21 protein-coding genes are annotated in these 23,542 nt (G+C 63.1%); 4 read left to right on the top strand and 17 right to left on the bottom strand.

Features of this window, described 5'->3' with window-relative positions; translation table 11 throughout:
* Nucleotides 1-176: 176 nt before the first annotated feature.
* The 4 genes from GGU46_RS19355 to GGU46_RS19370 form a co-directional block, all read right to left on the bottom strand.
* A complete protein-coding gene (locus GGU46_RS19355) occupies nt 177-398 on the bottom strand; it encodes a hypothetical protein (RefSeq protein WP_183405213.1) in 222 nt (73 codons plus the stop codon).
* 133 nt (nt 399-531) lie between these two features.
* Nucleotides 532-789 carry a hypothetical protein gene (locus GGU46_RS19360; RefSeq protein ID WP_139924895.1) on the bottom strand — a complete coding sequence of 86 codons (258 nt, stop codon included), beginning with the start codon at nt 787-789 and terminating at the stop codon, nt 532-534.
* Between the two features lie 247 nt (nt 790-1,036).
* The gene (locus GGU46_RS19365; protein ID WP_183405214.1) at nt 1,037-2,224 is read right to left on the bottom strand and encodes a trypsin-like peptidase domain-containing protein; all 1,188 of its coding nucleotides are present in this window, start codon (nt 2,222-2,224) and stop codon (nt 1,037-1,039) included.
* Nucleotides 2,225-2,296: 72 nt separating this feature from the next.
* Nucleotides 2,297-2,881, bottom strand: coding sequence for an RNA polymerase sigma factor (locus tag GGU46_RS19370; protein ID WP_139924893.1), 585 nt, complete (start codon nt 2,879-2,881; stop codon nt 2,297-2,299).
* Between the two features lie 134 nt (nt 2,882-3,015).
* Here GGU46_RS19370 and GGU46_RS19375 point away from each other — a divergent pair, with 134 nt between their 5' ends.
* The gene (locus tag GGU46_RS19375; RefSeq protein WP_183405215.1) at nt 3,016-3,270 is read left to right on the top strand and encodes a hypothetical protein; all 255 of its coding nucleotides are present in this window, start codon (nt 3,016-3,018) and stop codon (nt 3,268-3,270) included.
* 260 nt (nt 3,271-3,530) lie between these two features.
* Here GGU46_RS19375 and GGU46_RS19380 read toward each other — a convergent pair whose 3' ends face one another.
* From GGU46_RS19380 to GGU46_RS19405, 6 genes are all read right to left on the bottom strand, one after another.
* On the bottom strand, nt 3,531-5,258 hold the full coding sequence (locus GGU46_RS19380) for a hypothetical protein (protein WP_183405216.1): 1,728 nt from the start codon (nt 5,256-5,258) through the stop codon (nt 3,531-3,533).
* A 108-nt stretch (nt 5,259-5,366) separates the two neighbouring features.
* On the bottom strand, nt 5,367-7,667 hold the full coding sequence (locus GGU46_RS19385) for a DUF4175 family protein (RefSeq protein WP_183405217.1): 2,301 nt from the start codon (nt 7,665-7,667) through the stop codon (nt 5,367-5,369).
* Between the two features lie 32 nt (nt 7,668-7,699).
* Entirely contained in the window at nt 7,700-9,289 is a 1,590-nt protein-coding gene (locus tag GGU46_RS19390) for a BatA domain-containing protein (protein ID WP_183405218.1), read from the bottom strand.
* A 201-nt stretch (nt 9,290-9,490) separates the two neighbouring features.
* Entirely contained in the window at nt 9,491-10,147 is a 657-nt protein-coding gene (locus GGU46_RS19395; RefSeq protein WP_183405219.1) for a DUF4468 domain-containing protein, read from the bottom strand.
* A 72-nt stretch (nt 10,148-10,219) separates the two neighbouring features.
* Nucleotides 10,220-11,092 carry a DUF58 domain-containing protein gene (locus GGU46_RS19400; protein WP_183405220.1) on the bottom strand — a complete coding sequence of 291 codons (873 nt, stop codon included), beginning with the start codon at nt 11,090-11,092 and terminating at the stop codon, nt 10,220-10,222.
* Between the two features lie 115 nt (nt 11,093-11,207).
* Nucleotides 11,208-12,185, bottom strand: coding sequence for an AAA family ATPase (locus GGU46_RS19405; protein WP_183405221.1), 978 nt, complete (start codon nt 12,183-12,185; stop codon nt 11,208-11,210).
* A gap of 179 nt (nt 12,186-12,364) precedes the next feature.
* On the opposite strand from GGU46_RS19405, the gene GGU46_RS19410 reads away from it, so the two are divergent.
* Nucleotides 12,365-13,033 (top strand): hypothetical protein, encoded by a 669-nt coding sequence (locus GGU46_RS19410; protein ID WP_183405222.1) that lies wholly within the window; start codon nt 12,365-12,367, stop codon nt 13,031-13,033.
* A gap of 23 nt (nt 13,034-13,056) precedes the next feature.
* Nucleotides 13,057-13,686, top strand: coding sequence for a hypothetical protein (locus tag GGU46_RS19415; protein ID WP_183405223.1), 630 nt, complete (start codon nt 13,057-13,059; stop codon nt 13,684-13,686).
* Here GGU46_RS19415 and GGU46_RS19420 read toward each other — a convergent pair.
* Nucleotides 13,675-14,298 (bottom strand): DUF4159 domain-containing protein, encoded by a 624-nt coding sequence (locus GGU46_RS19420; protein WP_110978861.1) that lies wholly within the window; start codon nt 14,296-14,298, stop codon nt 13,675-13,677. The two genes, GGU46_RS19415 and GGU46_RS19420, sit on opposite strands and share 12 nt — an antisense overlap.
* 259 nt (nt 14,299-14,557) lie before the next feature.
* Here GGU46_RS19420 and GGU46_RS19425 point away from each other — a divergent pair, with 259 nt between their 5' ends.
* Nucleotides 14,558-15,139, top strand: a complete 582-nt coding sequence (locus tag GGU46_RS19425; protein WP_183405224.1) for a porin family protein — start codon at nt 14,558-14,560, stop codon at nt 15,137-15,139.
* Nucleotides 15,140-15,145: 6 nt separating this feature from the next.
* Here the strand turns inward: GGU46_RS19425 and GGU46_RS19430 are convergent, their stop codons facing one another.
* The 6 genes from GGU46_RS19430 to GGU46_RS19455 all read right to left on the bottom strand — a co-directional run bounded on the left by GGU46_RS19430 (nt 15,146) and on the right by GGU46_RS19455 (nt 23,379).
* Nucleotides 15,146-15,841: a hypothetical protein gene (locus tag GGU46_RS19430; protein ID WP_183405225.1), complete on the bottom strand. Its 696-nt coding sequence runs from the start codon at nt 15,839-15,841 to the stop codon at nt 15,146-15,148.
* Between the two features lie 70 nt (nt 15,842-15,911).
* Complete coding sequence (locus tag GGU46_RS19435; protein ID WP_183405226.1) at nt 15,912-17,237, bottom strand: TldD/PmbA family protein; 1,326 nt, start codon at nt 17,235-17,237, stop codon at nt 15,912-15,914.
* A 3-nt stretch (nt 17,238-17,240) separates the two neighbouring features.
* Nucleotides 17,241-18,890, bottom strand: coding sequence for a TldD/PmbA family protein (locus GGU46_RS19440; protein WP_183405227.1), 1,650 nt, complete (start codon nt 18,888-18,890; stop codon nt 17,241-17,243).
* A 156-nt stretch (nt 18,891-19,046) separates the two neighbouring features.
* Nucleotides 19,047-20,381: a TldD/PmbA family protein gene (locus GGU46_RS19445; protein ID WP_183405228.1), complete on the bottom strand. Its 1,335-nt coding sequence runs from the start codon at nt 20,379-20,381 to the stop codon at nt 19,047-19,049.
* 174 nt (nt 20,382-20,555) lie between these two features.
* Complete coding sequence (locus GGU46_RS19450) at nt 20,556-22,205, bottom strand: TldD/PmbA family protein (RefSeq protein ID WP_183405229.1); 1,650 nt, start codon at nt 22,203-22,205, stop codon at nt 20,556-20,558.
* A gap of 142 nt (nt 22,206-22,347) precedes the next feature.
* Nucleotides 22,348-23,379, bottom strand: a complete 1,032-nt coding sequence (locus tag GGU46_RS19455; RefSeq protein ID WP_183405230.1) for a 5-methylcytosine restriction system specificity protein McrC — start codon at nt 23,377-23,379, stop codon at nt 22,348-22,350.
* Between the last annotated feature and the right edge of the window lie 163 nt (nt 23,380-23,542).

Here is a 23,542-nt window from a genome sequence, read left to right on the forward strand (position 1 = left end):
CAATCTTAGCTCATTTATTTTGTTTATTCAATATATACTATGAAAATGATTAAGATATGTACAAGAAAAAGCAGGCAGATAACTAATTGTGAATAGCTGCCTCCACAGAAAAAGCGCCTGACTCGCAGTGGTTTGCGAGTCAGGCGCTGCTGTTTTTCGGAACGGCTTCACCAGTTCTACCGATGCCGACGCATGTTCCGGCGATAGGCGGGCACTACACGCCGCTTCTTGCGCTTGATCCAGCCCCCACGACCGGCTGCGCCTGCGTCGGTGGTGAGCGTGGGAACTGCAGTGGTGCTGATGGGACGGCTCTCAGTTTCTGGCGAGGCAGAGGCGGCTACGGCGTCGGTGCCCAGTAGCAGGGCAATTCCCAGGAATGCGAAAGTAGTTGTCTTCATAACGCAGGCAATATTCGTTTGACTTAATACAATTATAAAGTAAATTATTTATATAAAAAACCATATTAACAAAAGGGTAATAAAAAAGCTCCTCATGGTTGAGGAGCTTTATAGAGGTAGGAGGGGGTAGCAGTTACGCCGCCTCTTCCTGGTCGGTATCCATAGCACGGGCGGCTACCAGTACGGCTACGCTGGCTACTACCGCAATACCCACAATCAGTTGGGTGGGCGTAAAGCGCTTGGTTACTTTGCGCAGCAGCTGCCCGCCGTTCTTCAGCAGGTCATCCAGCTGGTCGTGCTCACCCTGGAATACCTTGTAGGCGCTTTGCAGGGTGTTAATGATTTCCTCGGGGGCAATTTTTTCGATTTCCTGGGGCAATTGAGAGCTCATAGCAGGCAAGTAAGAAACAGTGAAGGAAGTATCGGGAGAGTGGTGGCACAACCACCGAAAGCCTCTACGGAAGACACCAGGTTTTTGATATAGTTGAGGCCGGAAATCCTGCATTAGCCGCCAGCTACTACCCCTGCGCCAACCCGCAAGCCCCGGACCGGAAAGTTGTCTTTCACGCAAAAGCCCCGCCGGAGGGCGGGGCTTTCGTGCAGAAACCAAGTGGCGCAAAACGTTGCCGCTGGACAGGTTACTCGTACACTTTCACCACGAAAACATAATCCTGTAGCTTCCGGATCTGCTGGGGCCGGGAAGTGCCGGCCAGCTGGTTGGCCCGGGGCAGGTTGTACGACTGGCCAGCGCCGGCGGCGCTTAGCGAGTCAACCAGTCGCATCAGGTACGACGACTTGGTGGCAAAGGCGGCGCTTTGCACATCCATCTGCCGGCCGCTGATTACGCCAATCAGGTTACCTCGGTCATCAAGCAAGGGGCCGCCCGAGTTGCCCGGGTTTACCGGAATGCTGATCTGGTAGAAGCCCGTGTCGCCCTCGAAGCCGGAGCGGGCGCTCAGCGAGCCATCGTTGAATACGAGGTCTTCGCGGGGGTAGCCCAGAGTGTACACCTTCTCACCCAGGTCAGACTGGCCCCGCTTAAAGGAGTAGGGCAGGCGGCCAAAGCCCTTGAACGATTTGTCCTTGATCTGAAGAATAGCCAGGTCGTGGGCTACATCGGTAAACACCGGTTCGGCGCGGAAACGCTGCCGGTCGCGGCCTTCAATCAGTAAGGAGTCGGCCCCCTGGATTACGTGGTAGCTGGTCACCAAGTAGCCATCGGCGGTGAGGGCGAAGCCCGTGCCGCTGAACTTGCCCGGATTTACTTTCTCCGGCTGAGCTTCTATCTGGTTGAGGGTTCGGTTCATGGAGCGTTGGGTGCGCTTAATGCGCTCCACCTCGCGGCGCAGGACGGTGTACCCGTACAACGACGACTTCTGGGAGGCGCGCCACCACTCCAGGCCCAGCAGGGTGGCAAACACGGCCATAATGGCCACCGAGGCGGCCACCATCATGGTGGCGCGGTGGCCCTGCCAGAAGGCCCGCAGCTTTTCCTCGGTGCGCGAAATGCGCAGCATGGGCCGGGGGGCCTGGCCGCTGGCAAACCGCTCGTGCCGCTCGTCTTCCTCGGCTACTTTGGCCAGCGGAGTCAGGCGCACGGCCTGCTCGGCCTCCATATCGGCGTGGATGGCGTGCAGCTTGCGGCGCAGGGCCAGGCGCCGACCGTAGGCCGTAAGCGTACCCGTAAGCGTTTCAAACTCCTGCAGGCGTTGTTCCAGCACCGGGTCAGCCGCGAGGCGGCGTTCCAGCGCCGCGCGCTCCTCGTCGGGCAGGGTGCCCGCGCGGTAAGCGTCAAATAAGGCGTAATAGTCGGCTTCGGTTTTCATGTCCGGGGGGAGCAGTCAGCACCGGCAAGCGGGGCAGTGCGCCCCAAGCTTCCCTAGTGCTAACCACTGGGGCTAAGTCTCGTGTTCCTGGTACTGGCTGAAAAACAGTTTTTTAAGCCGCACCAGGCACTTGTATTTTTGATTCTTGGCGTTGTCGGCGTTGGTGTAGCCAAACTCGGCCGTAAGCTGCTGCATCGATTTATCGAGCAGGTAAAATCCTTCCAAAAGCGAGCGGCAGGGCTCCCCGATGCGCTCCAGAGCCTGGCTCATGGTGCCCAGCTGCCGGTCGCGCTCCTCGGCTACTTCCAGATCGGCTTCGGCGCCGGTCTCGAGGTAGGGCTCGTGGTCATCGAGGCGGCCGCCGAAGCGGGTTTTCTCGGTGAGCCGTTTCAGCCAGAGGCGGCGACACACGGCGTAGAGGTAAGTTTTGATCTGGCAGCTCAGCTCCAGGGAGCCTTCGCGTACCTTTTCATAAAATACCATCACGCCCTCCTGATACACGTCCTTGGCTTCGTCCTCGGTGCCGCTGTTCTGCAGCACGTAGTGCGAAATCATGGGGAAGTGCAGCCGGTAGAGCTGCGCCAGCGCCCGGTCGTCGTCGCGGCGGATGGCCGCCACAAATTCCTCGTCGGTGTAGGCAGGTTGTCCCTTACCCATTCGCTTTGTTGATTAATACGGTGAGCCCCGCGGGGTAACCCAGCGAAAAAATATTTTCTACGGTTGGGTTACCATTCGCTTTTGCCGGTATGAAGGGCGTTTTTCGGACAAAATTTTTCAAACCTACTACCAAAATGAAGAACCTCCTGAAGGTATCCGCTCTGGCCGTTGTTTTCGCTGCTACCCTCGTTTCGTGCGAGTCGAAGAAGGCTGAAGAAACCACTACTTCGACCGAAACCACTTCGGTAGAAGCTACGGCTCCGGCTACCACCGATTCTACGGGTGCTGCTGCTACCACCGACACCACGGCTGCTGCTGCTACCACCACCGAGGCTGCTCCCGCTACCACGGAAGCTACCACCACTACCACTGCTACCGAGCAGAAGTAATTACGCGCCGGTTTGGCCGGTACGTTTTTCCCGAAGCCCGAGTTCCGCACCGCGGAGCTCGGGCTTTTTGCTGTCAGGCCGCCTGAGCGCGGTTCTTGAGCGCGGGGCGCAGCTTTAGGCAAGGATAACTAGCTGATCAATAGTGAAAAGCATGGGACTGAAGCGCCCGTTCCTGTACGCACATCAGGCCCTGATTTTGGCGTAACATAGTTCGGGGGGTGGATAGCCATTAAGAGGGAATGAAGCCCTGCTGCGGCCGCTTACAGCTTTTCTTCCAGCCAAAGCAGGCCGGCCCCGAGCAGGAAAAGCAGGTAGCCCCACCAGCGGGGCCAGGCCGAGTGCGTGGTGAAAGTCGCCGGCGCCGCCGATACTGTCGTGGCCGGCCCCAAAGAAGCTACTGCCCGCAGCCACTCCTGCTGAGCCGGACCGCGCCACTGCTCGTTGCTGAACACGTAAAACCAGTGCCGCACCGCGCCAGCCTGCGCTTCGTGCCAGCCCGGGGCGGTGGGCCAGTACGGAGCCGTGCTCCACTCCGGTACGTAAGCATCCTGGCGCAGAGCTACTTGCACTGGTGTCGTGCGGCCAGCTTGCAGGCGCAGGTAGGGTGCCGAAGCCCCCGTTACCTGTACCGTAACCGGCGCGTCGGGGTGGGGCCAGGCTGTGGTGAGCTGAATGGCCGGAACCGAGGATGTGGCCGGAACCAGGGCCGTTAGCAGATGACTCCAGTACGCCTCGTAAGCCGCCGCCTGCCCCTGCAAAAGCCACGGAAACGTCTCGGTTACCGTCGTGACGGCCACTTGCCCAAGGCCCAGGCGCCGCACCCCGGCTACTGGCTGCTGATGCGGGGCCGTTACTAGGAGCCGGAACTCGGGGCCGGGCCGCAGGGTAGCGGGCAGCAGGGCCGCCGGGCGGGTGGGGGCATCGGGCCAGCTGAGCGGTTGGGGCGCCGTAGCGGCCGCGGGGCGGGCAACAAGTCGAAAAGCCCCGGCGCCCGGCAGCCCATGCGGTATGGTAGCGGCATCGGCCAGCAGCAGCACCCCGCAGGTACCGGCTCGCACGGCCTGAGCCAGCGCCGCGCTTTCGGCCCCCGACAAGGCGGCCAGGGAGCCGGCATCGGCCAGAACCAGTTCCGTGCGGGCCAGCAGAGCCGGGGTCAGGCGGGAGAGGTCGGGGGAGGTAGCGCTGTTCAGAAACTCAGTCTGGACCACCCCCCGACTGACGCCCGTGCGCACCGCTACGCTGTGCTGGTGAGAAGCCAGGTAGTTTTTCAGAAACCGAACTTCAAAGGACGGAGCCGCCGCCAGCACCAACACGCGCAGCGGGCGGGTAGGGCGCACTTCCAGAGGCAAAGGCTCCTGAGCCAGCACTTTGCCCTCCCGGCGCGCTACCAAGCTGTAAACAGCCCGTCCTTCGGCCTTGGGGGTAAAACGGAGCCGGAAGGCTCCGCCACCGGCGGGCAGCCGCACGGAGTCGCGCAGAGCGCCGGCGGCTTGCAAGCTAACCCAGATGGGGTCCGTAGCACTGCAATAGCCTTCAACAGCCCAGGGCTGCCCCAACTCGGGCTGCCGCGACCAGGCCGCCGCGCGGAAGCCCACTGGCTGCGCCGCCGGGTGGGCCACCACCTGCAGTCCGTGCAGGGTGGGCACATCGGCTGCCGGCAGGCCCCGGCCCAGCACATGCACGGTGCGCAGCTGGGGTAGGCGCTGCCGGAGGGCCGGAAGGTTTGTGAGGGTTTGGGTATCGGGGGGCGTAGTGCCGTAGCGCCATACCGGCGTACCGGCCGCTACCCGGCGCAGCAACTGGCGCAGGCCATCCGGGGAGTAGCCATCGGTTAGCACAATGGCCGTTTGGCTGGCCGGCTGCTGCTGGGTGCGGGTGGGAGGAAAAGCCACCAGCCACAGTCCGCCCACGGCTGCCAGCCCGGCCCCAATCCGCAGCAGACGCCGCCGGGTATCGGGCCGGCGCCAGGCCGCTAGGGCCAAAGCCATGGCTAAAAGCAGACAGAAGGCGAGGAAATATATCATCAGAGGAAAGGCAGGCGAATACTTTACGCAAAAACAAGTAGCTCACAACTAAAGACAGCAGGCCGCCGCCCGCTACCGGCCCAGCTCCTGCAAGTAGCGCCGGGCCAGACGGTTGCCCGGTTTCGCCGCGTGCGTCGGGGTAGGGGGCGGGGGCGGCAGCAGGGCCGTCAGGGCGCGCTCAATGATGGGGAGCTTGTCAGCGGCTACTGGTTGCCCCTGCCGCAGTGCCGTGCTCAGGCTTCGCAGCTCCCGCAGGGCATTGAGGTAGGCCCCGGGCTTTTGCAGAGCCGCCCGGGCCAGCTCCTGCCCGGCCTGGTCGAGAGTAGTGGCGGACCCGGCCGGCGGCGGGGCCTGGGTAGGGAGTTGAGCCAGCAGACGCAGGGCGGCCCGCACCACCGGCTGCCGGGATGGGGCGGCCAGTTGCCGCTCGCGGCGGGGAGCCGCGGCCCCGGCCAAGTCGCCGGTAAGGCGGGTGGTGGCCTCGGGCATGGGCGGGGGCGTGAAGCCGGCCTTCTTGACGTAGGCGCGGGTTTGCTGCTGCACCTGCTTGAGCAGACGCAGGGCGCGATACTCAAACGGCAAGGCCTCGCGGGGGCGGCCCGTGCGCAGGCGCAGCTCGGCTTCCCACATTTGGCTGAGTACGGCCTGCAGCTTGGCCTTCACGGCGGGCTCCAGAAAATCGGCCGTCTCGGAGTCGTCGTGGTGGTGGATGTAGGGGTCCATGAGCTCGGCCGTGAGGGCAGCGCCGGGCGCCTCGTGGGCCGAGGAGGAAGCGTGGCCGTGGTCATGACCGTCGTCGGCGGAATGGCCTTCGGGCGGGGCCGCGGGGGTAGGGGCCGCGGCTTCGGTGTGGTCTTCGGCCACTACGGAGCCCAGGCCGGGCTCCTCGGCCGGAGCATCAGCCGTGGGCGGACCCGGAGCCGCACCCCCGATGGTTTCGTCGGCTTCCTCACCCAGAAACTTCCCGTAGCGCATGCGCAGAATTTTCTGATCGAAGCCGATACCATTGGAGCGCTCCAGCAGGGTAGCCGCCGGTAGCCCACGCTGCTCGGCCAGTAGCTTTTCGGTGTCGATGATGATCTGGCGCTGGCTGCGAAAATAGGCCGGCTTGGCACTCACCCCGAGCGACACATCCAGGGCGCTTTCCTGCACGGTAGTGTCTTCCCACTGCACCAGGTAGGTATCGGAGCGGGTACGCTGCTGGTGGTTGTCCCAGGCCTGCAGGTAGAAGTACACCTCGTCGCCGTAGGTGAGGCCCAGCGCCGGCAAACGCAGCAGGTGCTGCACCGTGCTTGTTTTGGGCTGCCCGCGCAGGGTGGCACTGAGGTCGGTTACCACTTCCCGGAACTTCACGGCCTCGCCCTGGCCCTGAGCAATGGTGGCTACCAGGCGGGCGCGGGTCAGGCCGAAATCATCGTGCAGCTGGGCCCGGATTGCTACCTGGGGCGGCCGACCGAACTCCACCAGGGTGTACGCCTTTGGGGTGATGAGCCGGATAGTGGGAGGCTGATCGGGCTGCACTTCAATAGCGTACTCCTCGGAAACCTGTTCGTCAAGTCGGATGCGGTACAGGACCGATGCGGTCAGCGGAATTTCCGTTGCAAACTCTGTTGGCCGGCCCGGCACGGCCCGCAGGGGCAGGCGCCGGCTGCCCAGCTCCAGCACCGGAGACTTTTGTGCGGCTCGGCTAAGCCGCACGGTCCAGCGCACCCGGCTGCCGCGCAGGCAGCGGAACGAAGCCGCCGCGGGCGAAAAAGCGGGCTGCCGGGTGTACGTGGGCGGCTGCACCCGCAGGCGCGTTTCCAGGATGCGGGCGGCCGTGGGGGGGAGGGTTGTTTGCGCTTCAAAGCGCAGCTGAAGCGGTTTTTCTGCGAGTTTCGGGGGCGCGGCTGTGGACCCTGAGCGCCCCCACCAGGCGCCCGCCGCCAGGGCCAGCAGTACACCCGCCAGCGCCAAAGGCCGCCGAAAATCTACGGGCAGCAGCGGGCCGGCCGCGCGCAGGTCAGGCAGGCGCGCGCTGAGTCGGTGTTGCTGCAGCTGCTCGAGCAGGTTAAGGCCGGAGGCATCGCGCAGTAGCAGGGCGCTGCTGTCTTCCAGCGCAGGATGCTGCCGGTTAAGGCGACGGGCAATGCGCGGCAAAGGCTGCCGCCAAACGCGCCCAAGCAGCCCCGCCAGCCCCAGGAACCCCAGCCCGGCTACGCCAAGCACTGCCAAGCGGGCCATGGGCCAGCCCTGGTAAAGAACTGCCAGCAGCACGCCGGCCGCTGCGGCCGGCAGCAGCAGCGCCGCCGTACTGCGCCAGGCCCACTCCCGATGAGCCTCCCGCAAGGCGGCAGTGGTAGGAGCAGAAACCCTAGCAGTCAGTAAGTTCATGGCAGAAGCAGAGACGACGTTACAAAAGAAAATCAGGCGGCTTGCTGCCGGAGCCGCCGGGCGGCCAGCAGGCGCTCCAGCCCAAACAGCAGCCCCGCCGCCGCTACCACCCAGGGGGTTAGGTGGCGGATGGGGCCGGGCGTTGCGCCGGGTGCGGTGGTCGGGGTGGCTGCCGCGCCCGCGGTGAGCTGACGGAGCGGCATAGCCCGCGGATCGGGACCCGGGGTAGAAGTGGCCGGGAGCTCGGGCAGGAAAAGCGGTAAGAGCAGCGCGGGTAGCTCCGGGCTTTCGTCCAAGTCGCTCCAGGCCGGATCGAGGCGGGTATGCAGGTGGTACCAGGTGCCGGCTCCATTGGCTCGGGCAGAAAGCAGGGGCTCTCCGGTAGCCAGCGGCCAGGCCGTGGTGGCCTGTTGGGTAACGGCCGCATCAAGCCGATGCACCCGAACGGGAGCGGCACTGCCCGGCCCGGCAAAGCTGGCTGCCCGCACCTGCCCGGCTCCCGCCGCTTCTTGCCAAATGCGTAGCCCCGCCGGAACCCGCCCCGCCCACTCAGCCGGCACCGGCGCCTCGCGCAGCCAAAACAGCCAGTCCAGGGAATCAGCGGGAAGTGGGGCGGCAGGGTCAACAGTTAAGCGGGGTGCCAGGGGTAGCACAGAGCCGGTGGCCCGCAGGGCTGCGGCCAGTACTCGGGCTGATGGGGCGTGGGCGGCATCGTAGCTTACGGCCACGCGCGGTGGCCGGGTAAGCAGGGGTAGGGGCCGCCGAACAGAGCCGGTAACGGCCGTAAACTGGCGGCGAGCGGCATCATAGGCTACCTCAACTCCCGGGCCCAACCCCGCCACGGGGCCGCTAACCCCGGGCCACTGCCGCCGCACCCGTCGCCAGGAAACGCCGTTTTCAGAACCCCCAGCCAGCAGCAGAACCAGGCTGTCGGGGCGGGGCTGCCAGGCGGCTACCGGCCACGCGGCCGAATCGGGAGCGGGCAGGGGCAGCCACCGGACGGTAGCCGGCAGGACCGGCCGCGAACCGGAAAACGCATCCAGCGTGAGCGGCGCCAGCACTACCAGGGGCCGGTTGGGGAGCGAGTCGGCGGCCTGGCGCACGGCGCTCCAGAGGGAGCCGGTGGGGGCCGCAGCAGCGGAAGCCGCCGGCTCAGGCCGCGCGGTGGCTAGATCAGTGGGGGCCTCCTCAGCGGCAGCCAGCCCAACGGTAGCCCAGGGCTGCGGTGCGCTCACCGGCTTCTGCAGGCTCAGGCGCCGTAGCTGATACCCCTGGCCCCGCAACGAATCCAGCAGCGGGCGTACGGCGGCTACCTGCGCCGGAGTTGCCTGCTGACTTAGTAGTATATGCCCCCGTACGGGCGGCTGCGGCAGGCGTTGGGTTGGCTCGGTCAGGGCCAGGGCCAGCAGGCCGAGCACGGCGGCGCGCAACAGAAATAGTAGTAGCTGCTCGGGTTTGATGCTGCGCAGGCGCCGATTGGCGGCGGCCTCCAGCCAGCGGAGGCTGCCCACCTGTACCACGCGCCCCGGCCGCCGGTTCCAGAGGTAAATGGCCAGCGGAACCGCCAGCCCCAGCAGGGCCAGCCAGCCGGTAGTGGCGTGGGGGAAAAACAACGAAGGCAAGTAGCAGTTCTGGTTTCTGTGGCGAAGAAAAGGCAGCCGATCAGCACTACCTCCCGCCGGAAAGTAGGCAAAACAGAAACACAGACACAACTTTAGCCACGGGCGTTGCGGGAAAGTGCCCGGATGTGGCCAAACTCCTGACTCAAGCCACTACTCCCGTTTGGCCGCCGCCGTACCCTGTCGCCTACCCCCAGTGGATAGTTAAGGCAGCACAGAATCCGCTTGCAGCTCTTTCGATAACCCGAATAGCAAGGCCTTAATGGCGTTATCAACTCCCTGCGCGTCCCGAATCAGCTTCTGGCGGTTATTTCCTTTGGAGTTCTGGGCTTTGGTACCGGTCAACTCCTCATCGAGGGGGGCGCGGCGGTTCTGAACGGGCACGGTGGCAATAGCGGTGCGCTGCCACTGCTGCATGTAGGAGAGGATATCCGTAACGGCGTAGGTGTTGTTTCGGGCGTAGTCGGGGCCCAGGTAGTAGCTCAGGTCGGTTATTTCGTAGGTGCAGCGGCCCTCGCTTACCCGCAGCCGAAACAGAAAGCTCAGCGCAAAGTCCCGGTCGGCGCCGGGCGTGGACCCTACACCGTGGGCCAGCGTAACACCCCGGCCCATAAGTACACCCCGGGCCGGATCATCGAGCTGCACTACCTGGAGGGCGTCTTCAAACTGCCGGACTGCCCACTCGCGCGTGCGGCCGTAGAGCTCCGCCGCTGGTACCCCGGCCGCTACCATGACGCCGCGGTAGGCAATTTTGTGAGTGGCGCTATCCAGGGGAAGGTGCGGCAGCGGGGGCTGGGTTGTCTGGGCCTGCAGCACAGTGGACGAGCCGAGCAGGGCTACTAGGAGTAGGTAGTTCTTCATGGGCATAGAGCAAATGGATAGAATATCCGTTCAAGCAAATATTCAGCCGTTTCCTGCTATGCCAATCAGGAGCTACCCCAAGCTGCGCCGCCGCAGAAATTCGCGCAGGGCCGTGGTCAGGGGTTCGGCCGTGCTGAGCTGGTAGTAGTCGAAGGCGTGGGTGCGGGCACGCTGGGCCGTGTCGCGAAGCCACTGCTGCAGGTGCTGCTGCCAGGCGCGGCGCTGCTGGTCGGCATCCAGCTGCAGGGTGCGGCCGGTTTCCAGGTCCTCGAAGGTCACGGCACCCCGGAAGGTGAATTCCAACTCATTGCGGGCCAGTAAATGGAGCAGAAGCACCTCGCCGGAGGCCGCGCGCAGCCGGGTCAGGAGGCGCTCAATCTCCCCTTCCTCTTCATACAGGTCACTGACGCAAATAGTGAGGGCGGGCTGGCGGCGGGCCGTGAGGGGAGCCAGGGTAGCCGCGTCAGGGAAAGAGCCAGCCGCTTCGGCCGTTTCCAGGGCGTGGTAGAGGCGGGGCAGCTGGCGGGCATCGGCGCGGGGTGGCAGGTGGCGCAGGCCCGCCGGGTGCAGAATGGTCAGGGACACAGCGTCGCCCTGCTGGCTGGCCACATAGGCCAGGGCCGCGCACAGCAGCCGACCATACTCAAGCTTGGTCAGGCCGTTGTCGTCGCGGTGGTTCATGCTGGCCGTGGCATCCAGCACCAGGTGCACCACCAGACTGGTGTCCACCTCCGACTCGCGCAGGTAGTATCGGTCGGAGCGGGCGGCCAGGCGCCAGTCGAGGCGGCGCAGGTCGTCGCCGGGCTGGTAGGGGCGGTACTGGCTGAACTCCAGCCCCGTCCCGCGCCGCCGGCTGGCGTGCGCCCCGTGTAGCAGCCCCTCAGCGGCGCGCCGGGCGGCCAGGGGCAGGTTGTGCAGGGCGTGGAGGTGTTCGGGCGTCAGCACGTTTTATAGGGTGTGAGGGTAGGGGGGTAGGGGGGTAGGGGGGTAGGGAAAGGGGATGCTGGGACGAGGAAGCACTGGTCCTTCCTCCAACTCCTGCCCTCACACCCCCGCACCCTCACAAGGAAACGGCTTTCAGCAGTTCCCGCACGGCATCGTCGGGGGTGAGGTTTTCGGCTTCGGCGTTGAAATTGAGCAGCACCCGGTGGCGCAGTACGGCCGGGGCCAGGGCCTGAATATCCTCCAGGGTAGCGGCAAACCGGCCGTGAATCAGGGCGCGGGCCTTGGCGCACAGAATGAGGGCCTGCCCGGCGCGCGGACCGGCGCCCCAGCGGCCATAGTCGCGGATAAACTTCACTTCCGACGTGGCGGGGCGGGTAGCGCGCACCAAGCGGTTGACCAGCCCCAGCAGCTCCTCGCTGATGCTCACCTGGCGGGTAAGCTGCTGGAGCTGGCGCACTTCCTCACCGCCCAGCACCGGCTGCACCTGCTGGCGGCTGGTGCCGGTGGTGCCGCTCAGCACGGCCAGCTCCTCCTGCTCGGTGGGGTAGCCGATGCGCACGTACAGCAGAAACCGGTCGAGTTGGGCCTCGGGGAGGGGGTAGGTGCCGCTTTGCTCAATGGGGTTCTGGGTGGCCAGCAGGAAGAAGGGCTTGGGCAGGGCGTGCTCCTGGCCGGCGTAGGTTACGTGGCCTTCCTGCATGGCCTCCAGCAGGGCGGCCTGGGTTTTGGGCGGCGTCCGGTTGATTTCATCGGCCAGCACCAGACTGGCGAAGATGGGGCCTTCGTTGAACTTAAAGGAGCGGTGGCCGGTGCCGTGGTCTTCCTCCAGAATCTCGGTGCCCAGAATGTCGGTGGGCATCAGGTCGGGCGTGAACTGGATGCGGCGGAAGGGCAGGTCGGTGGCCTGGGCCAGGGTGCGCACCAGCAGGGTTTTGGCCAGGCCGGGCACGCCTTCCAGCAGGGCGTGGCCCCCGGCCAGCAGGGCCACCAGCACTTCATCCAGCACCTGCTGCTGGCCCACGATCACCTTCCCGATTTCCTGTTTAAGCTGCGGTATTTTCTGAAGGAGGCGGGTTACGTCTTGTTCGGTCACGGAAAGTGGAGCGTTGAAAAGTCAGAAAGAGAAGAGGAGGAAGCCGTAACAAAGTCAGATATAGGAAGGCAAGGATGCGTCAGAACGGGGTTTTCGGTGGCTTTTTTCTTTTGTGGGTAAAGTCTGATGCGCATACCGAATGGTTTGCCGCCCCACGCCGCAAGTATCTACTTCGGACCATGATACGCAACTACTCCCGCACTTTCCACTGGGGCCGACTGGTTTCCGCCCTGCTGCTCGCCACCCTGCTCGCGCCGGCCGCCCAGGCTCAGGCCCCACTCCCCGACAGCCTGAAGCCTACCCCCGGTGTGTACCGCCATGCCCTCCGGCTGGACGTGGGCGGTATTCTGGCCCGCAATCTGGCCTCATCGGGGCTGGGGAACAGCGGCATCCTGATGCCCCTGCTGCTGGGCTACGAGCGGCAGCTGCGGCCGCGGCTGAGCGCCAACGCTGAGGTGCTGGTGAATGGCGGCAGCCCCGAAGAGCGTGCCTGGGGATTGGCGGCGCAGGGCCGCTACTATTACTACCAGGGGCGGCAAACGGGTCTGGTTGGTCTCTACGCGGCTCCTACGCTCAGCTACCGCGGCATTCAGCAGGAGTCGGGCTACGGGCCGGAGGTAGTACGGCGCAAACTGGGCGGCGTGGGGGTGCTGCTGGGGGCTCAGCTGCCGCTGGGAGCTCAGCGCCGGTTCCTGCTGGATGTGTCGGGCGGACTGATGAGCTGGACGCGCATCGGCCAGGACAAGATTCAGAACTACCGCCGCGGGGGCGGCTACTACGAGGAAGAAACCTACTACGAAAACGGCAGCGTGTTCGATGGCCGCATCAGCCTGGGATATCGGTTCTGAGCTACCCTTCTACCATTTGTTAAATGCAGCACAGAAGCTTCCCCGTCATAGCTACCGTAATCCTATTAGGCAGCGCCTCCGATTGCCTGGCCCAGTCGTCAGCTTCCGCCGACTCGATCAGGGGGCGGAATATTATTCGGCTTGACATTGGCGGTCCGCTGGGTTACACGGCCGAGTACAACTTCATGAGGCGCTATTTCAAGCCAATTGTGCCCGTGCTGCTATCCTATGAGCGGGTAGTAAAGCCTCGGGTCAGCATCGGGGGCGAGGCCCTGCTTTGGGGCGGGGGAATATCCGACGTTCGATGGGGAGCGGGTGCACAAGGCCGTTATTACTTCTGGAACCTGCAGCCAAAGGCCGAGGAGCTTTATATAGCAGGCACGTTGCACTACCGTCGGGTACGCACCGACTTAGGCTATCGGAACTGGTGGCAGCATTGGGCCGGGCCGGGCGTGTCTATGGGCTGGCAGGCCTTCAGCCGGAGCGGCTGGGGTTTTGATCTGGCCCTGGGTGTGAATTTCTGGGTGCCACTATCCGCTGATGCGCCCCCTACCACGCGCATTAAACCAGAAAAAGGCATGTATGAGAAAAACCACATCCTGCCCGATGGCCGCGTGGGGGTGGCTTACCGTTGGGGAGCCTCACGCCGTTAGGGCGTAGAGGATGATGTTCACTCCGAATTTGGTGTTGTCCTCGGCCAGAAAACGCTTGTTGCGGAAGTCGTAGTCCCACTCGCAGCCGTAGTCTTTGTTGGAGTAGAGCACGGCCAGGCGCCCGTTAATTTCGATGCCCTTAAGGTAGTCGTGCACCAGGTCGTCGCCCCAGCCGTTGAGCTCGAAGCCGGTGTTGGGCGGGCCCTCCGGAAACTTGAAAAACTGCGAGTAGATGGGGTGCGTTTTGGGCAGCTTCTTCAGGGCGCCGGCCCCAAAGCACACGCGCATCTGCTCCTCGAAAGAGCGCGCAAACAACCCGTCGATGTCGTGGTTGCAGTCGTCCACGAACACGAAGCCGCCGCCCCGCACGTACTGCTCGAAGTTTTTTTTCTCGGGGGCCGAGAACTGCACCAGCCGGTGCCCCGAGAGGTAGCAGAAGGGGTAGCGAAACAGCTCCGGCGAATCGAGGGCTACCACTTTTTCCTTGGCATTCACGGGTACTTTGGTGTACTGCACCAGGGAGTGCAGCAGGTTGGCGGGCATGCGCTCATCCACGGCATCCCAGTCGCCGGAGCGGTATTGCAGACGCACGAAGGTAAAGGGAGCGGGCATGCAGGAAGCGAAAGGAAGAAGATGCGCGGCAAAGACACCGGGGCAGGGGCCGAGGTGGCTTGCAAGAAGCGAGAAAGTTGGGGAAGTTTCGGCGCCCCGGGGGGAAGTTCTGCCGAAAACCAAGCAAGCCGGGCCGGTTCGGCTGTCAGCGGGCCAGCGGCCGGGTAGGCGCTGAAGTTGAAACTCAGGCATACCTCGCGCCGGAGGTTTTACGTTACTACCCGGCGTCTGCACCTATAACCTTCTCACTACCTGTGCTATGAAACGAATGTTGCTTCTCTTGCCTGCCCTGCTGCTGACAGCTGCGGCTCACGCGCAACTGGGAATAAAAGCGGGCATCAACGCCGCCGTGCTCGACGGGGAAAATCTGGGCTCTACTTCCACCAAGTACAAAGCCTACTACCACGCGGGCCTGTTATACGAGGCCAAATTGCTGGGTCCGGTATCCATTCAGCCGGAACTGCTGTACTCGCTGCAGGGGAGCTCCATCCGCACGGCCATCGGCAACTACGACGCCAAACTGCACTACCTCAACCTGCCGGTACTGGCCAAAGTAACGGTAGGGCCGGTGTTTCTGGAAGCCGGGCCGCAGGTAGGCTTCATGGTTTCGCGCCAGGACGATAACGTGGTGGGCGGCGGCAACAGCTACCGTTTCAAGCGCACCGATTTTACCGTGGCGGCGGGCGGGGGCCTGAAGCTGGGCAACCTGCTGCTGGGAGCACGCTTCAACGCCGGCCTCAACGACATCGACGATACCCGCGACCTTACTGGCCTCAATGACCCGCGCTTCAAAAACCGCGTGATTCAGGGCTATGTGGCCCTGCAGTTCGGCGACGACTAGTATCGGTCACTGGCCACTACCCGTTAGGTTGCTCTTGTAGCGGTTGTAGTTCGTCACAATTCTGATGAGGTCCGGGTAGTGGTACCCCTTTTCACTTTTGGCTATCATTTTGGCCAGGCCTGGGTAATCGGACAGGTACTGGCTCATCTGCATGTAGAACCTTCCCCGATCGACCTTGATGAGCCTTCCCTCGCGGCGCACAAAGAAGTGGCTGTTCTTGTACGGAATACTGGAGTAGGCCATAACGCCGGGCAACGGAATGGCTAGCGGGACACTCTGCTGTTCGGCCTGAAGAAATAGCTCAACCGGACCGTTTACTACCCGTTCGGCCAGAATCTTAACCTTTTTTTCGCCGGCCAGGCGCATGGGCTCAAAGTAGTGACTGCCGGCTATCATGCTCTGCACCTCATCTACCCGCACTACCTGCTTTGGTGGTGTGGGTGTAGCATTGGGATGAGTCAGGTAGTAAATAAAGGGGTAGTCCATGCCTGGGTACATCATCGGCACCGGCATATAGCCTGAAATTGCCCGGCCATCAACCAGCTGCAGCGTGCCCGGAATAAACGATACATATCGGTTCACCCGGTACTCGGCGGTATCCGTAACGGCGGTAGCCAAGCGTAACTCAGCCACCGGAGTAGCTACCTGCGCGGCTGCTACAAAAGGAGTTAGCAGAATAGCTAGAAGTAGAAGTTGCTTCATCTAATAAAACAGAAAGTGGCTTCTCCCAGCACTCAGGAGAAGCCACAAAATTACAACCTGATCAGCAACGCTACACTGCGTCGGAGAGGCTGGTGAAGGTGAAGTCGCGGATTTTCAGGGGGGGTACCAGGTTGCCGCCCAGCCGCACGGGCCGCCCGATGGCCTCGATGTTGTTGAGCATAATCACGGGGCTCTCGTTGAAGCGGAAGTTCTTCACCGGATGCTTGATTTTGCCGTTCTCGATGTAGAAGGTTCCGTCGCGGGTGAGGCCGGTGAACAGCAGCGTCTGCGGGTCCACGTCGCGGATGTACCACAGGCGCGTGACCAGAATACCCTTGGCCGTGCTCTTAATCAGGTCTTGCACGCTCTGGGTGCCGCCTTCCATGATGAAGTTGCCAGAGAAGGCCGTGGGCTGCTGGCCTGTCTTCTGGGCCCAGTAGCGGGTGTAGTACAGGTTCTTGACCACGCCCTTCTCTACCCAGTTCATGCGCTTTACCGGCAGTCCTTCGCCATCGAATACGCCACTCGGAGCCTGGGCGTTCAAGGGGTCAGAATAGATGGTAATGCGCGAATCAAAGAGCTTCTCGCCGGTACGGTTGCCGCCGCCTTTCTTGCTCAGGAAGGAGCGCCCCTCGTCGGCCTCGCGGGCCCCGAAATTGTACACCAGGTTGTTAAGCAACCCTTCGTCGGAAACCAGGGCGGCGGGCTCCAGAATGACGGTGTACTTGCCGGGCTCCAGGGCTTTGGCGTTGCGTGAGCCGGCGGCTTTGTCGGCCGCAATCTGGGTCAGGGCCTTGGCGTTGAACTTGCTGGCATCGGTAAAGTCGGCCACGGCGTAGCCCGAGCCGGTTCCGTCCGGGGTGCGCACCGTTACCGAGAAATCGAGGTTGGTGCTTTGCTGGTAGGCCTCCAGGCCTTTGTTATTGCGCAGGGCCAGGAACGACGCTCCATCTTCGAGGTAGCCCGCGGCGGTCAGTTGCTTGGCGGCGCACAGCGCAATACTGTCGCCGGCGGCCTGGGCCCGGAAGTCGGGGGTAATACCGGCGGTGCTGGCGGCGTAGCTAACTGGGGTGAGGTATTGCTGGGGGCCGAGCAAGGGCATGTACTCGGGGTCTTCGGGGGCGAGGCGGGCAATTTCCTCGGCCCGCTGCACGCAGCGGCGCAGGGTAGCATCGTCGAACTGGTTGCAGGTGGCTACCCCCGCCCGCTTGCCAAACCGTGCCTCCACCACCAACGACACATTGTCGCGGGACCCGGCGGTGCTCACGGAGTTGCGGGCGTAGCGGACGTTGCCGCTGGTGCGGCCCTGCAGGGTAGCCTGGCACTCATCAGCAGTAGTGAAGCTCACCACCTTCTTCAGGATAGCCTGCGACTCGTCTTTGGAAAGAATGGCCATATGTTATCCGATTTTGCGGGCGGTGTTGATAACGTTCACGCCGTTGAAGCGGGTAGTGCTGGAGCCGTGGCTTACCGCGGAGCTCTGGCTGGGCTGACCCTTGCCGTCATTGAAAAAGCCCGCAAACCGGTAATCCGACTGGTCGCAAACGGCCGCGCAGCTGTTCCAGAATTCCAGGGTGTTGGTCTGGTAAGCTACGTCTTCGAGCATGCCGGCAATTTTGCCTTTCTCGATGGCGTAGAACACCTGCCCGCCAAACTGGGAATTGTAGCGCTGCTGGTCGATGGAGAACGAACCGTTGCCGGCGATGTAAATGCCCTTATCCACGCCCGCAATCATTTGGTCCACGCTCATTTTCTCCTGGCCGGGGCGCAGGCTCACGTTTGGCATGCGCTGGAACTGTACGTCCTGCCACGACTGGGAGTAGCAGCAGCCATCCGACTCGTTCTGGCCCACAATGTGCGCCTGGTCCCGAATTTTCTGGTAGTCCACCAGCTTGCCCTGGTCAATCAGCATCCATTCCTTCGTCTTCACGCCCTCGTCGTCGTAGCCCACCGCGCCCAGGGAGCCGGGCTGCAGCTTATCGGCTACAATGTTTACTTGCTTCGAGCCGTAGGACTGACCCTTGGCTTTCCACTCCATGGTAGCAAACGAGGTACCGGCGTAGTTGGCCTCGTAGCCCAGCACGCGGTCCAGCTCCAGCGGGTGTCCTACCGACTCGTGAATGGTCAGGCCCAGGTGGTGGGGGTCCAGCACCAAGTCATACTTGCCGGGGGTTACCGATTTGGCCGTGATTTTCTCTTTGGCCTGCTTGGCGGCGCGGGCGGCGTCTTCCAGCATGTCGTAGCTATACTTATAACCGACTACATCGGAGCCCTGGGGGCCCGCTACCTTGTCCTCGGCCTTGGGCGTGAGGTACTCGTAGCCCATGCCCATGGGCGAGCTGAGCGCCTGCCGGCTCCGGAATTTGCCGGAACTGCGGTCCACTACCGTTACCCCAAACGTGGGGTAGATGCGGTGAATGTCCTGGTCGATGTAGGAGCCATCGGTGGAGGCAAAGTACTTCTGCTCGTTCACCTGAAACAGCACCGAATTCACGAAAGAGGCGCCGTTTTCCATGGCCTTGGCATTGGTAGCCAGCAACAGATCCACCTTGTCCTTGATGGGCACTTCGAAGGCGTTCTGTTTAATTGGGGCTTTCCACGACACTTCGCCGTAGCCTTTTTGGGGCGCCAGCTTCACTTGCTCCTTCTGCACCTTGGAGTTGGCCTTGGCAATCTGCACGGCCAGCTGCGCGGCTTTAGCCATGCCCGCTTCCGTTACCTGGTTGGTGGCCGCGAAGCCCCAGGTGCCGTTGGCAATAACGCGTACGCCGGCCCCGTAGCTTTCGGAGTTGACGATGTTCTGCACCTGCTTCTCGCGGGTAAACACGCCTTGGTTAAGATAGCGCCCAATGCGCACGTCGGCATAGGTAGCGCCCGCCGATTTAGCCGCGTTCAGGGCCGCGTCGGAGAGGCGTTTTTTTACGGCCACATCTACCCCTTCCAGAAAGCGGGCCGGGTCAACGGGGTTGCCACCCAGGCTGGGTAGCGAGGGTAGCCAGAGCGCCCCGGCCGCCAGGCCAGTTACGCCCACAAAATCACGTCTGTTCAAAGGAGTAGAAGTTGGAAGTGAGAAGCTAGTTAAGAAAGCACCCGAGAGCGAAACCTAGTAGGTCACCATCAGAGCACTCAGCTGTGTGAAAGAAGAAAGCAAAACCCGCCCGGCAAGGGCCAAGCGGGTTTGCACGAACACCGCGGCTGCGCTAGGCTACACCGCGTCAGAAAGGCTGGTGAAGGTGAAGTCGCGGATTTTGAGCGGGGGCACCAGGTTGCCGCCCACCCGTACCGGCTTGCCAATGGCCTCCAGGTTGTTGAGCATGATAATGGGCGACTCGTTGAAGCGGAAGTTCTTGACCGGGTGCTTGATTTTGCCGTTCTCGATGTAGAAGGTTCCGTCGCGGGTCAGGCCGGTGTAGAGCAGGGTCTGGGGGTCAACGGGGCGGATGTACCACAGGCGCGTAACCAGAATGCCACGCTGGGTGCCTTTGATCAGGTCGGCGGTGCTTTGGGTGCCGCCTTCCATAATCCAGCCGCCGGGGCGCGGAATATCCGGGATGCCAGCCTTCTGAGCCCAGTAGCGCGAGGTGTAGAGGTTTTTCACCACTCCTTTCTCAATCCAGGTAATCTTCTGCTGGGGGCGGCCGTCGCCCGAGAAGGTGAGGTCGGCAATTTCGGGGTGGGTAGGGTCGGAGTAGATGGTTACCCGCTCGTCGAACAGCTTTTCGCCCTTGCGGTTGCCGCCCCCCTTTTTGCTCAGGAACGAGCGGCCTTCGTCAGCGTTGCGGGCATCGAGGGCGCCCATCAGCGCCGCCAGCAGCGAGGCATCGGTGTTGGCTACCAGGGCGGCCGGCTCCAGAATAACGGTGTACTTGCCGGGCTCCAGGGCCTGGGCGTTGCGCGAGCCGGCGGCTTTGTCGGCCGCAATCTGGGTTAGGCGGCGGGCATCGAACTTGCTGGCGTCGTTGTAGTCGGCAGTGGCGTAGCCCGAGCCGGTGCCATCTGGGGTGCGCACCGTGATGCTGAACTCCAGGCCCGATACCTGCTGGTAGGCTTCGAGGCCCTTGCTGTTGCGCTTAGCCACGAACCCGGCCGAGTCGTTCAGGAAGGCCGCGGAAGTCAGCTTCTTTTCGTCGCAGAGCTTCATGCTGGCGCCCACCTGGGTGGCGCGGTAGTCGGGCGTAATGTCGGCAGTGCTTTTCGAGAAGCTGCCCGGCGAGGCCAGGTACTTCTGCGGGCCCAGCAGGGGCATGTACTCGGGGCTTTCCGGCGCGAGGCGGGCAATTTCCTCGGCCCGCTGCACGCAGTTGCGCAGGGTAGCGTCGTCGAACTGGTTGCAGGTGGCTACCCCCGAGCGTTTGCCAAACCGCGACTCGACCGTGAGGGCCACGTTATCGATGCCGCCGCTGGTGCTGATGGCGTTGCGGGCCGAGCGCACGTTGCCGCCCGTCTGGCCGTTGAGCGTGGCTTCGCACTCATCGGCTTTGCTGAAGCTCAGCACCTTTTTCAGGATAGCCTGGGCTTCGGTTTGAGAAAGTATGGCCATATGGGTTGATATGCTGATGGTTTGCCTCACCCCCTAGCCCCCTCTCCGGGGGAGAGCGAGAACTAGTTTTAGAGCTAAATTCTAGATAATAGTGGTAGCTGTACTGCCAGAGCTAAAAACTAGAAACTAGTCCCTCCTCTCCCTCGGAGAGGGGGCTAGGGGGTGAGGCGGCTGTTATCCAATTTTGCGGGCGGTGTTGATGACGTTCACGGCGTTGAACCGGGTAGTGGCGGAGCCGTGGCTCACGGCCGATACCTGCGGGGGCTGGCCCTTGCCGTCGAAGAAGGAGCCGAACAGGCGGTAGTCGTTCTGGTCGCAGATGGCGGAGCAGCTGTTCCAGAATTCTACCGTGTTGGTCTGGTAGGCCACGTCTTCGAGCATGCCGGCAATCTTGCCCTTCTCGATGGCGTAGAACACCGTGCCCCCAAACTGGGAGTTGTAGCGCTGCTGGTCAATAGAGAAGGAGCCGCGGCCGGCGATGTAGATGCCTTTGTCCACATTGCTGATCATCTGATCCACGCTCATTTTCTCGGTGCCGGGCTTGAGGCTGATGTTGGCCATGCGCTGGAACTGCACATCTTCCCACGACTGCGAATAGCAGCACCCATCCGACTCGTTCTGGCCCACAATGTGCGCCTGGTCCCGAATTTTCTGGTAGTCCACCAGCTTGCCTTCCTTGATGATGTCCCACTGCTTGGTTTTCACGCCTTCATCGTCGAAGCCCACGGCGCCCAGGGAGCCGGGCTGCAGCTTATCGGCCACGATGTTGACGAGTTTGGAGCCGTAGGGCTGATTCTTAGCTTTCCACTCCTGGGTCGCGAAAGAAGTGCCGGCGTAGTTGGCCTCGTAGCCCAGCACGCGGTCCAGCTCCGTAGCGTGCCCGATGGTTTCGTGGATGGTCAGGCCCAGGTGGTTGGGGTCCAGCACCAGGTCGAATTTGCCCGGCGTTACCGACTTGGCCGTGATTTTCTCCTTGGCCTGCTTGGCGGCCAGAGTAGCATCTTCCAGGATGTCGTAGCTGTACTTGTAGCCCACCAGGCCCGTACCAGCGGGGCCGGCAATTTTGTCCTGGGCTTTGGGCTGCATGTACTCGTAGCCCATGCCCATAGGCGAGCTGAGGGCCTCGCGGGTGCGGAACTTGCCGCTGGCCCGGTCGATGGCCGTTACGCCCAGCGTCGGCCAGATGCGGTGCACATCCTGGTCGATATAGGAGCCGTCGGTAGAGGCGAAGTACTTCTGCTCGTTGATCTGGAACAGAGCGGAGTTGACGAAGTTGGCGCCGTTGTCGAGAGCCTTGGCGTTGGCGGCCAACAGCAGATCCACCTTGTCTTTAATCGGCACCTCGAAGGCGTTTACCTGAATCGGGGTTTTCCAGGTTACCTCCCCGTAGCCTTTCTGCGGGGCCAGCTTTACGGGCTCTTTCTGCACTTTGGCGTTGGCCTTGGCAATTTGCACGGCCAACTGGGCGGCCTTAGCCATGCCCGCTTCGGTAACGGTATTGGTGGCCGCGAAGCCCCAGGTGCCGTTGGCAATAACGCGCACGCCCGCGCCGTAGCTTTCCCCGTTGGCAATGTTCTGCACCTGCTTTTCGCGGGTGAAAATGCTCTGGTTGAGGTAGCGCCCGATGCGCACGTCGGCGTAGGTAGCGCCCGCCGATTTGGCCGCGTTCAGGGCCGCGTCGGCCAGGCGTTTTTTGATGGCCGGGTCCACCTGTTCGAGCAGGCGGGCGGGGTCTATCAGCTCGCCGCCGAAACCCGGAACCGAGGGCAGAAACATGGCCCCGGTAGCGAGGCCAGTCAGCCCCACGAAGTCGCGTCGTTTCAAGAAGGTAAAAGTTTGGGTGATGGAGGAATGGAAATGCGAAAGAAAACGCCGGCCGTAGGCCCGTCAGTTGTAACCAATTGACGTAACTGCCGTAGCGAGGCTGCATTATAGGCAAAGAACCTCGGAATTCGTTGCCAATTCCTTAATCAATCAACCCTAAAAGCGCAGCGGCTATGTGGGGCCAGGGCTGGCTAAGGTCCAGCGTGACAATGCGAACGGGGTGCCCACCCAGGCTGTAGCGCACATCCAGGGCCTGGGTAGCGGCCGGGTACAACAAGATGCCCTCCAGCTGCTGGTCCGGGGCTTTGGGCTGGTTCTGGAGGTAGGCGTAGAGCTGGTAGAGGTGGGGCGAAATCAGCTTCTGCTGGTTGTAGCGGGGCTTCAGGGCCGCCGCGTAGTACTTGGTATCCAGAATAATTTTCCGCTCCGGGCTTTCCAGGGAGGTATCGGTAATCATGGTGGGGAGCAGGCCCAGCGCGTCGGGCGCCTCCGCTTCGGCCTGCCACTGAATCGTCTCGCTCAGTACCCGAAACCGGCGCTGCTCCAGCCGGTAGAAATTGCGCACGAACTGTTCAAAAACACGGGCCATCAGCTGTTCGTCGCGGCGGAAGTCGCGGAAGCGGGTGGGGCCTGCCGCCTCCGGGGAGGGTAGGGCGCTCTGGTAGATCAGCTCGCATACGCTCAGCAGGAAGCCGGCGGAACCGGTGGGGCGCAGGCGGCGCACGGCACGTAAGGCAGCGGCCGTGGGCGGCTCGGGCCGTACTGCCGCCGGAAAGCGGCGCAGCAAAGCCCGCACCTCGTGGCGCAGGGCCAGCGGCAGACTGCGGGTGCGGCCGAGTTGCTGCAAGGTGCCCAGCAGCAGGCGCGCCAAAGGCGTATCGGGGCCCAGCTCATCGAACTGGCAAACTACCCGCCCGCGCCGCAGCAGGTCGCGGCTGAGGGTGGGAGCCAGCTGCACCCGGCCCCGCAGCTCCGGTAATTCCGCCGTGCGCTCCGCGTACGCCACCGGCAGACCCTGGCGCAGCTGCCGCCGGGTGGCAGTGAGAAGTACGTGCGTGAGCAGCTCCAGGGGCCGGTGAAACGCGGCGGCTTCCGTAGCCAGCAGCTCTGCCCGCTCCGGCAGCCGGTTCCAGGCGTAGCACAGCAGGTAGTAGAGGTTCTGGATAGGAATCATGGAGAGAGGATGCGGCGGGGGTAGGGGGCGTACTGGCGGGGGGGCGGGGGGGGGGGGGGGGGGGGGGGGGCCCCCCCCCCGGGGGCCCCGGGCGCCCCCCCCACAAGGCCACGGCGGGATGTTGTGGGGGGTGGGGGGGGGGGGGGGGGTCACCCCCAGAGAG

It is taken from the genome of Hymenobacter latericoloratus, assembly GCF_014199535.1.
GTDB classification, from domain to species: domain Bacteria; phylum Bacteroidota; class Bacteroidia; order Cytophagales; family Hymenobacteraceae; genus Hymenobacter; species Hymenobacter latericoloratus.

Bases quoted from the DNA above. Each gene is read 5' to 3' on its own strand.
- GGU46_RS19355 (WP_183405213.1), bottom strand. From the start codon at position 398: ATGAAGACAACTACTTTCGCATTCCTGGGAATTGCCCTGCTACTGGGC.
- GGU46_RS19360 (WP_139924895.1), bottom strand. From the start codon at position 789: ATGAGCTCTCAATTGCCCCAGGAAATCGAAAAAATTGCCCCCGAGGAA.
- GGU46_RS19365 (WP_183405214.1), bottom strand. From the start codon at position 2,224: ATGAAAACCGAAGCCGACTATTACGCCTTATTTGACGCTTACCGCGCG.
- GGU46_RS19370 (WP_139924893.1), bottom strand. From the start codon at position 2,881: ATGGGTAAGGGACAACCTGCCTACACCGACGAGGAATTTGTGGCGGCC.
- GGU46_RS19375 (WP_183405215.1), top strand. From the start codon at position 3,016: ATGAAGAACCTCCTGAAGGTATCCGCTCTGGCCGTTGTTTTCGCTGCT.
- GGU46_RS19380 (WP_183405216.1), bottom strand. From the start codon at position 5,258: ATGGCTTTGGCCCTAGCGGCCTGGCGCCGGCCCGATACCCGGCGGCGT.
- GGU46_RS19385 (WP_183405217.1), bottom strand. From the start codon at position 7,667: ATGAACTTACTGACTGCTAGGGTTTCTGCTCCTACCACTGCCGCCTTG.
- GGU46_RS19395 (WP_183405219.1), bottom strand. From the start codon at position 10,147: ATGAAGAACTACCTACTCCTAGTAGCCCTGCTCGGCTCGTCCACTGTG.
- GGU46_RS19410 (WP_183405222.1), top strand. From the start codon at position 12,365: ATGATACGCAACTACTCCCGCACTTTCCACTGGGGCCGACTGGTTTCC.
- GGU46_RS19415 (WP_183405223.1), top strand. From the start codon at position 13,057: ATGCAGCACAGAAGCTTCCCCGTCATAGCTACCGTAATCCTATTAGGC.
- GGU46_RS19420 (WP_110978861.1), bottom strand. From the start codon at position 14,298: ATGCCCGCTCCCTTTACCTTCGTGCGTCTGCAATACCGCTCCGGCGAC.
- GGU46_RS19425 (WP_183405224.1), top strand. From the start codon at position 14,558: ATGAAACGAATGTTGCTTCTCTTGCCTGCCCTGCTGCTGACAGCTGCG.
- GGU46_RS19430 (WP_183405225.1), bottom strand. From the start codon at position 15,841: ATGAAGCAACTTCTACTTCTAGCTATTCTGCTAACTCCTTTTGTAGCA.
- GGU46_RS19435 (WP_183405226.1), bottom strand. From the start codon at position 17,237: ATGGCCATTCTTTCCAAAGACGAGTCGCAGGCTATCCTGAAGAAGGTG.
- GGU46_RS19445 (WP_183405228.1), bottom strand. From the start codon at position 20,381: ATGGCCATACTTTCTCAAACCGAAGCCCAGGCTATCCTGAAAAAGGTG.
- GGU46_RS19455 (WP_183405230.1), bottom strand. From the start codon at position 23,379: ATGATTCCTATCCAGAACCTCTACTACCTGCTGTGCTACGCCTGGAAC.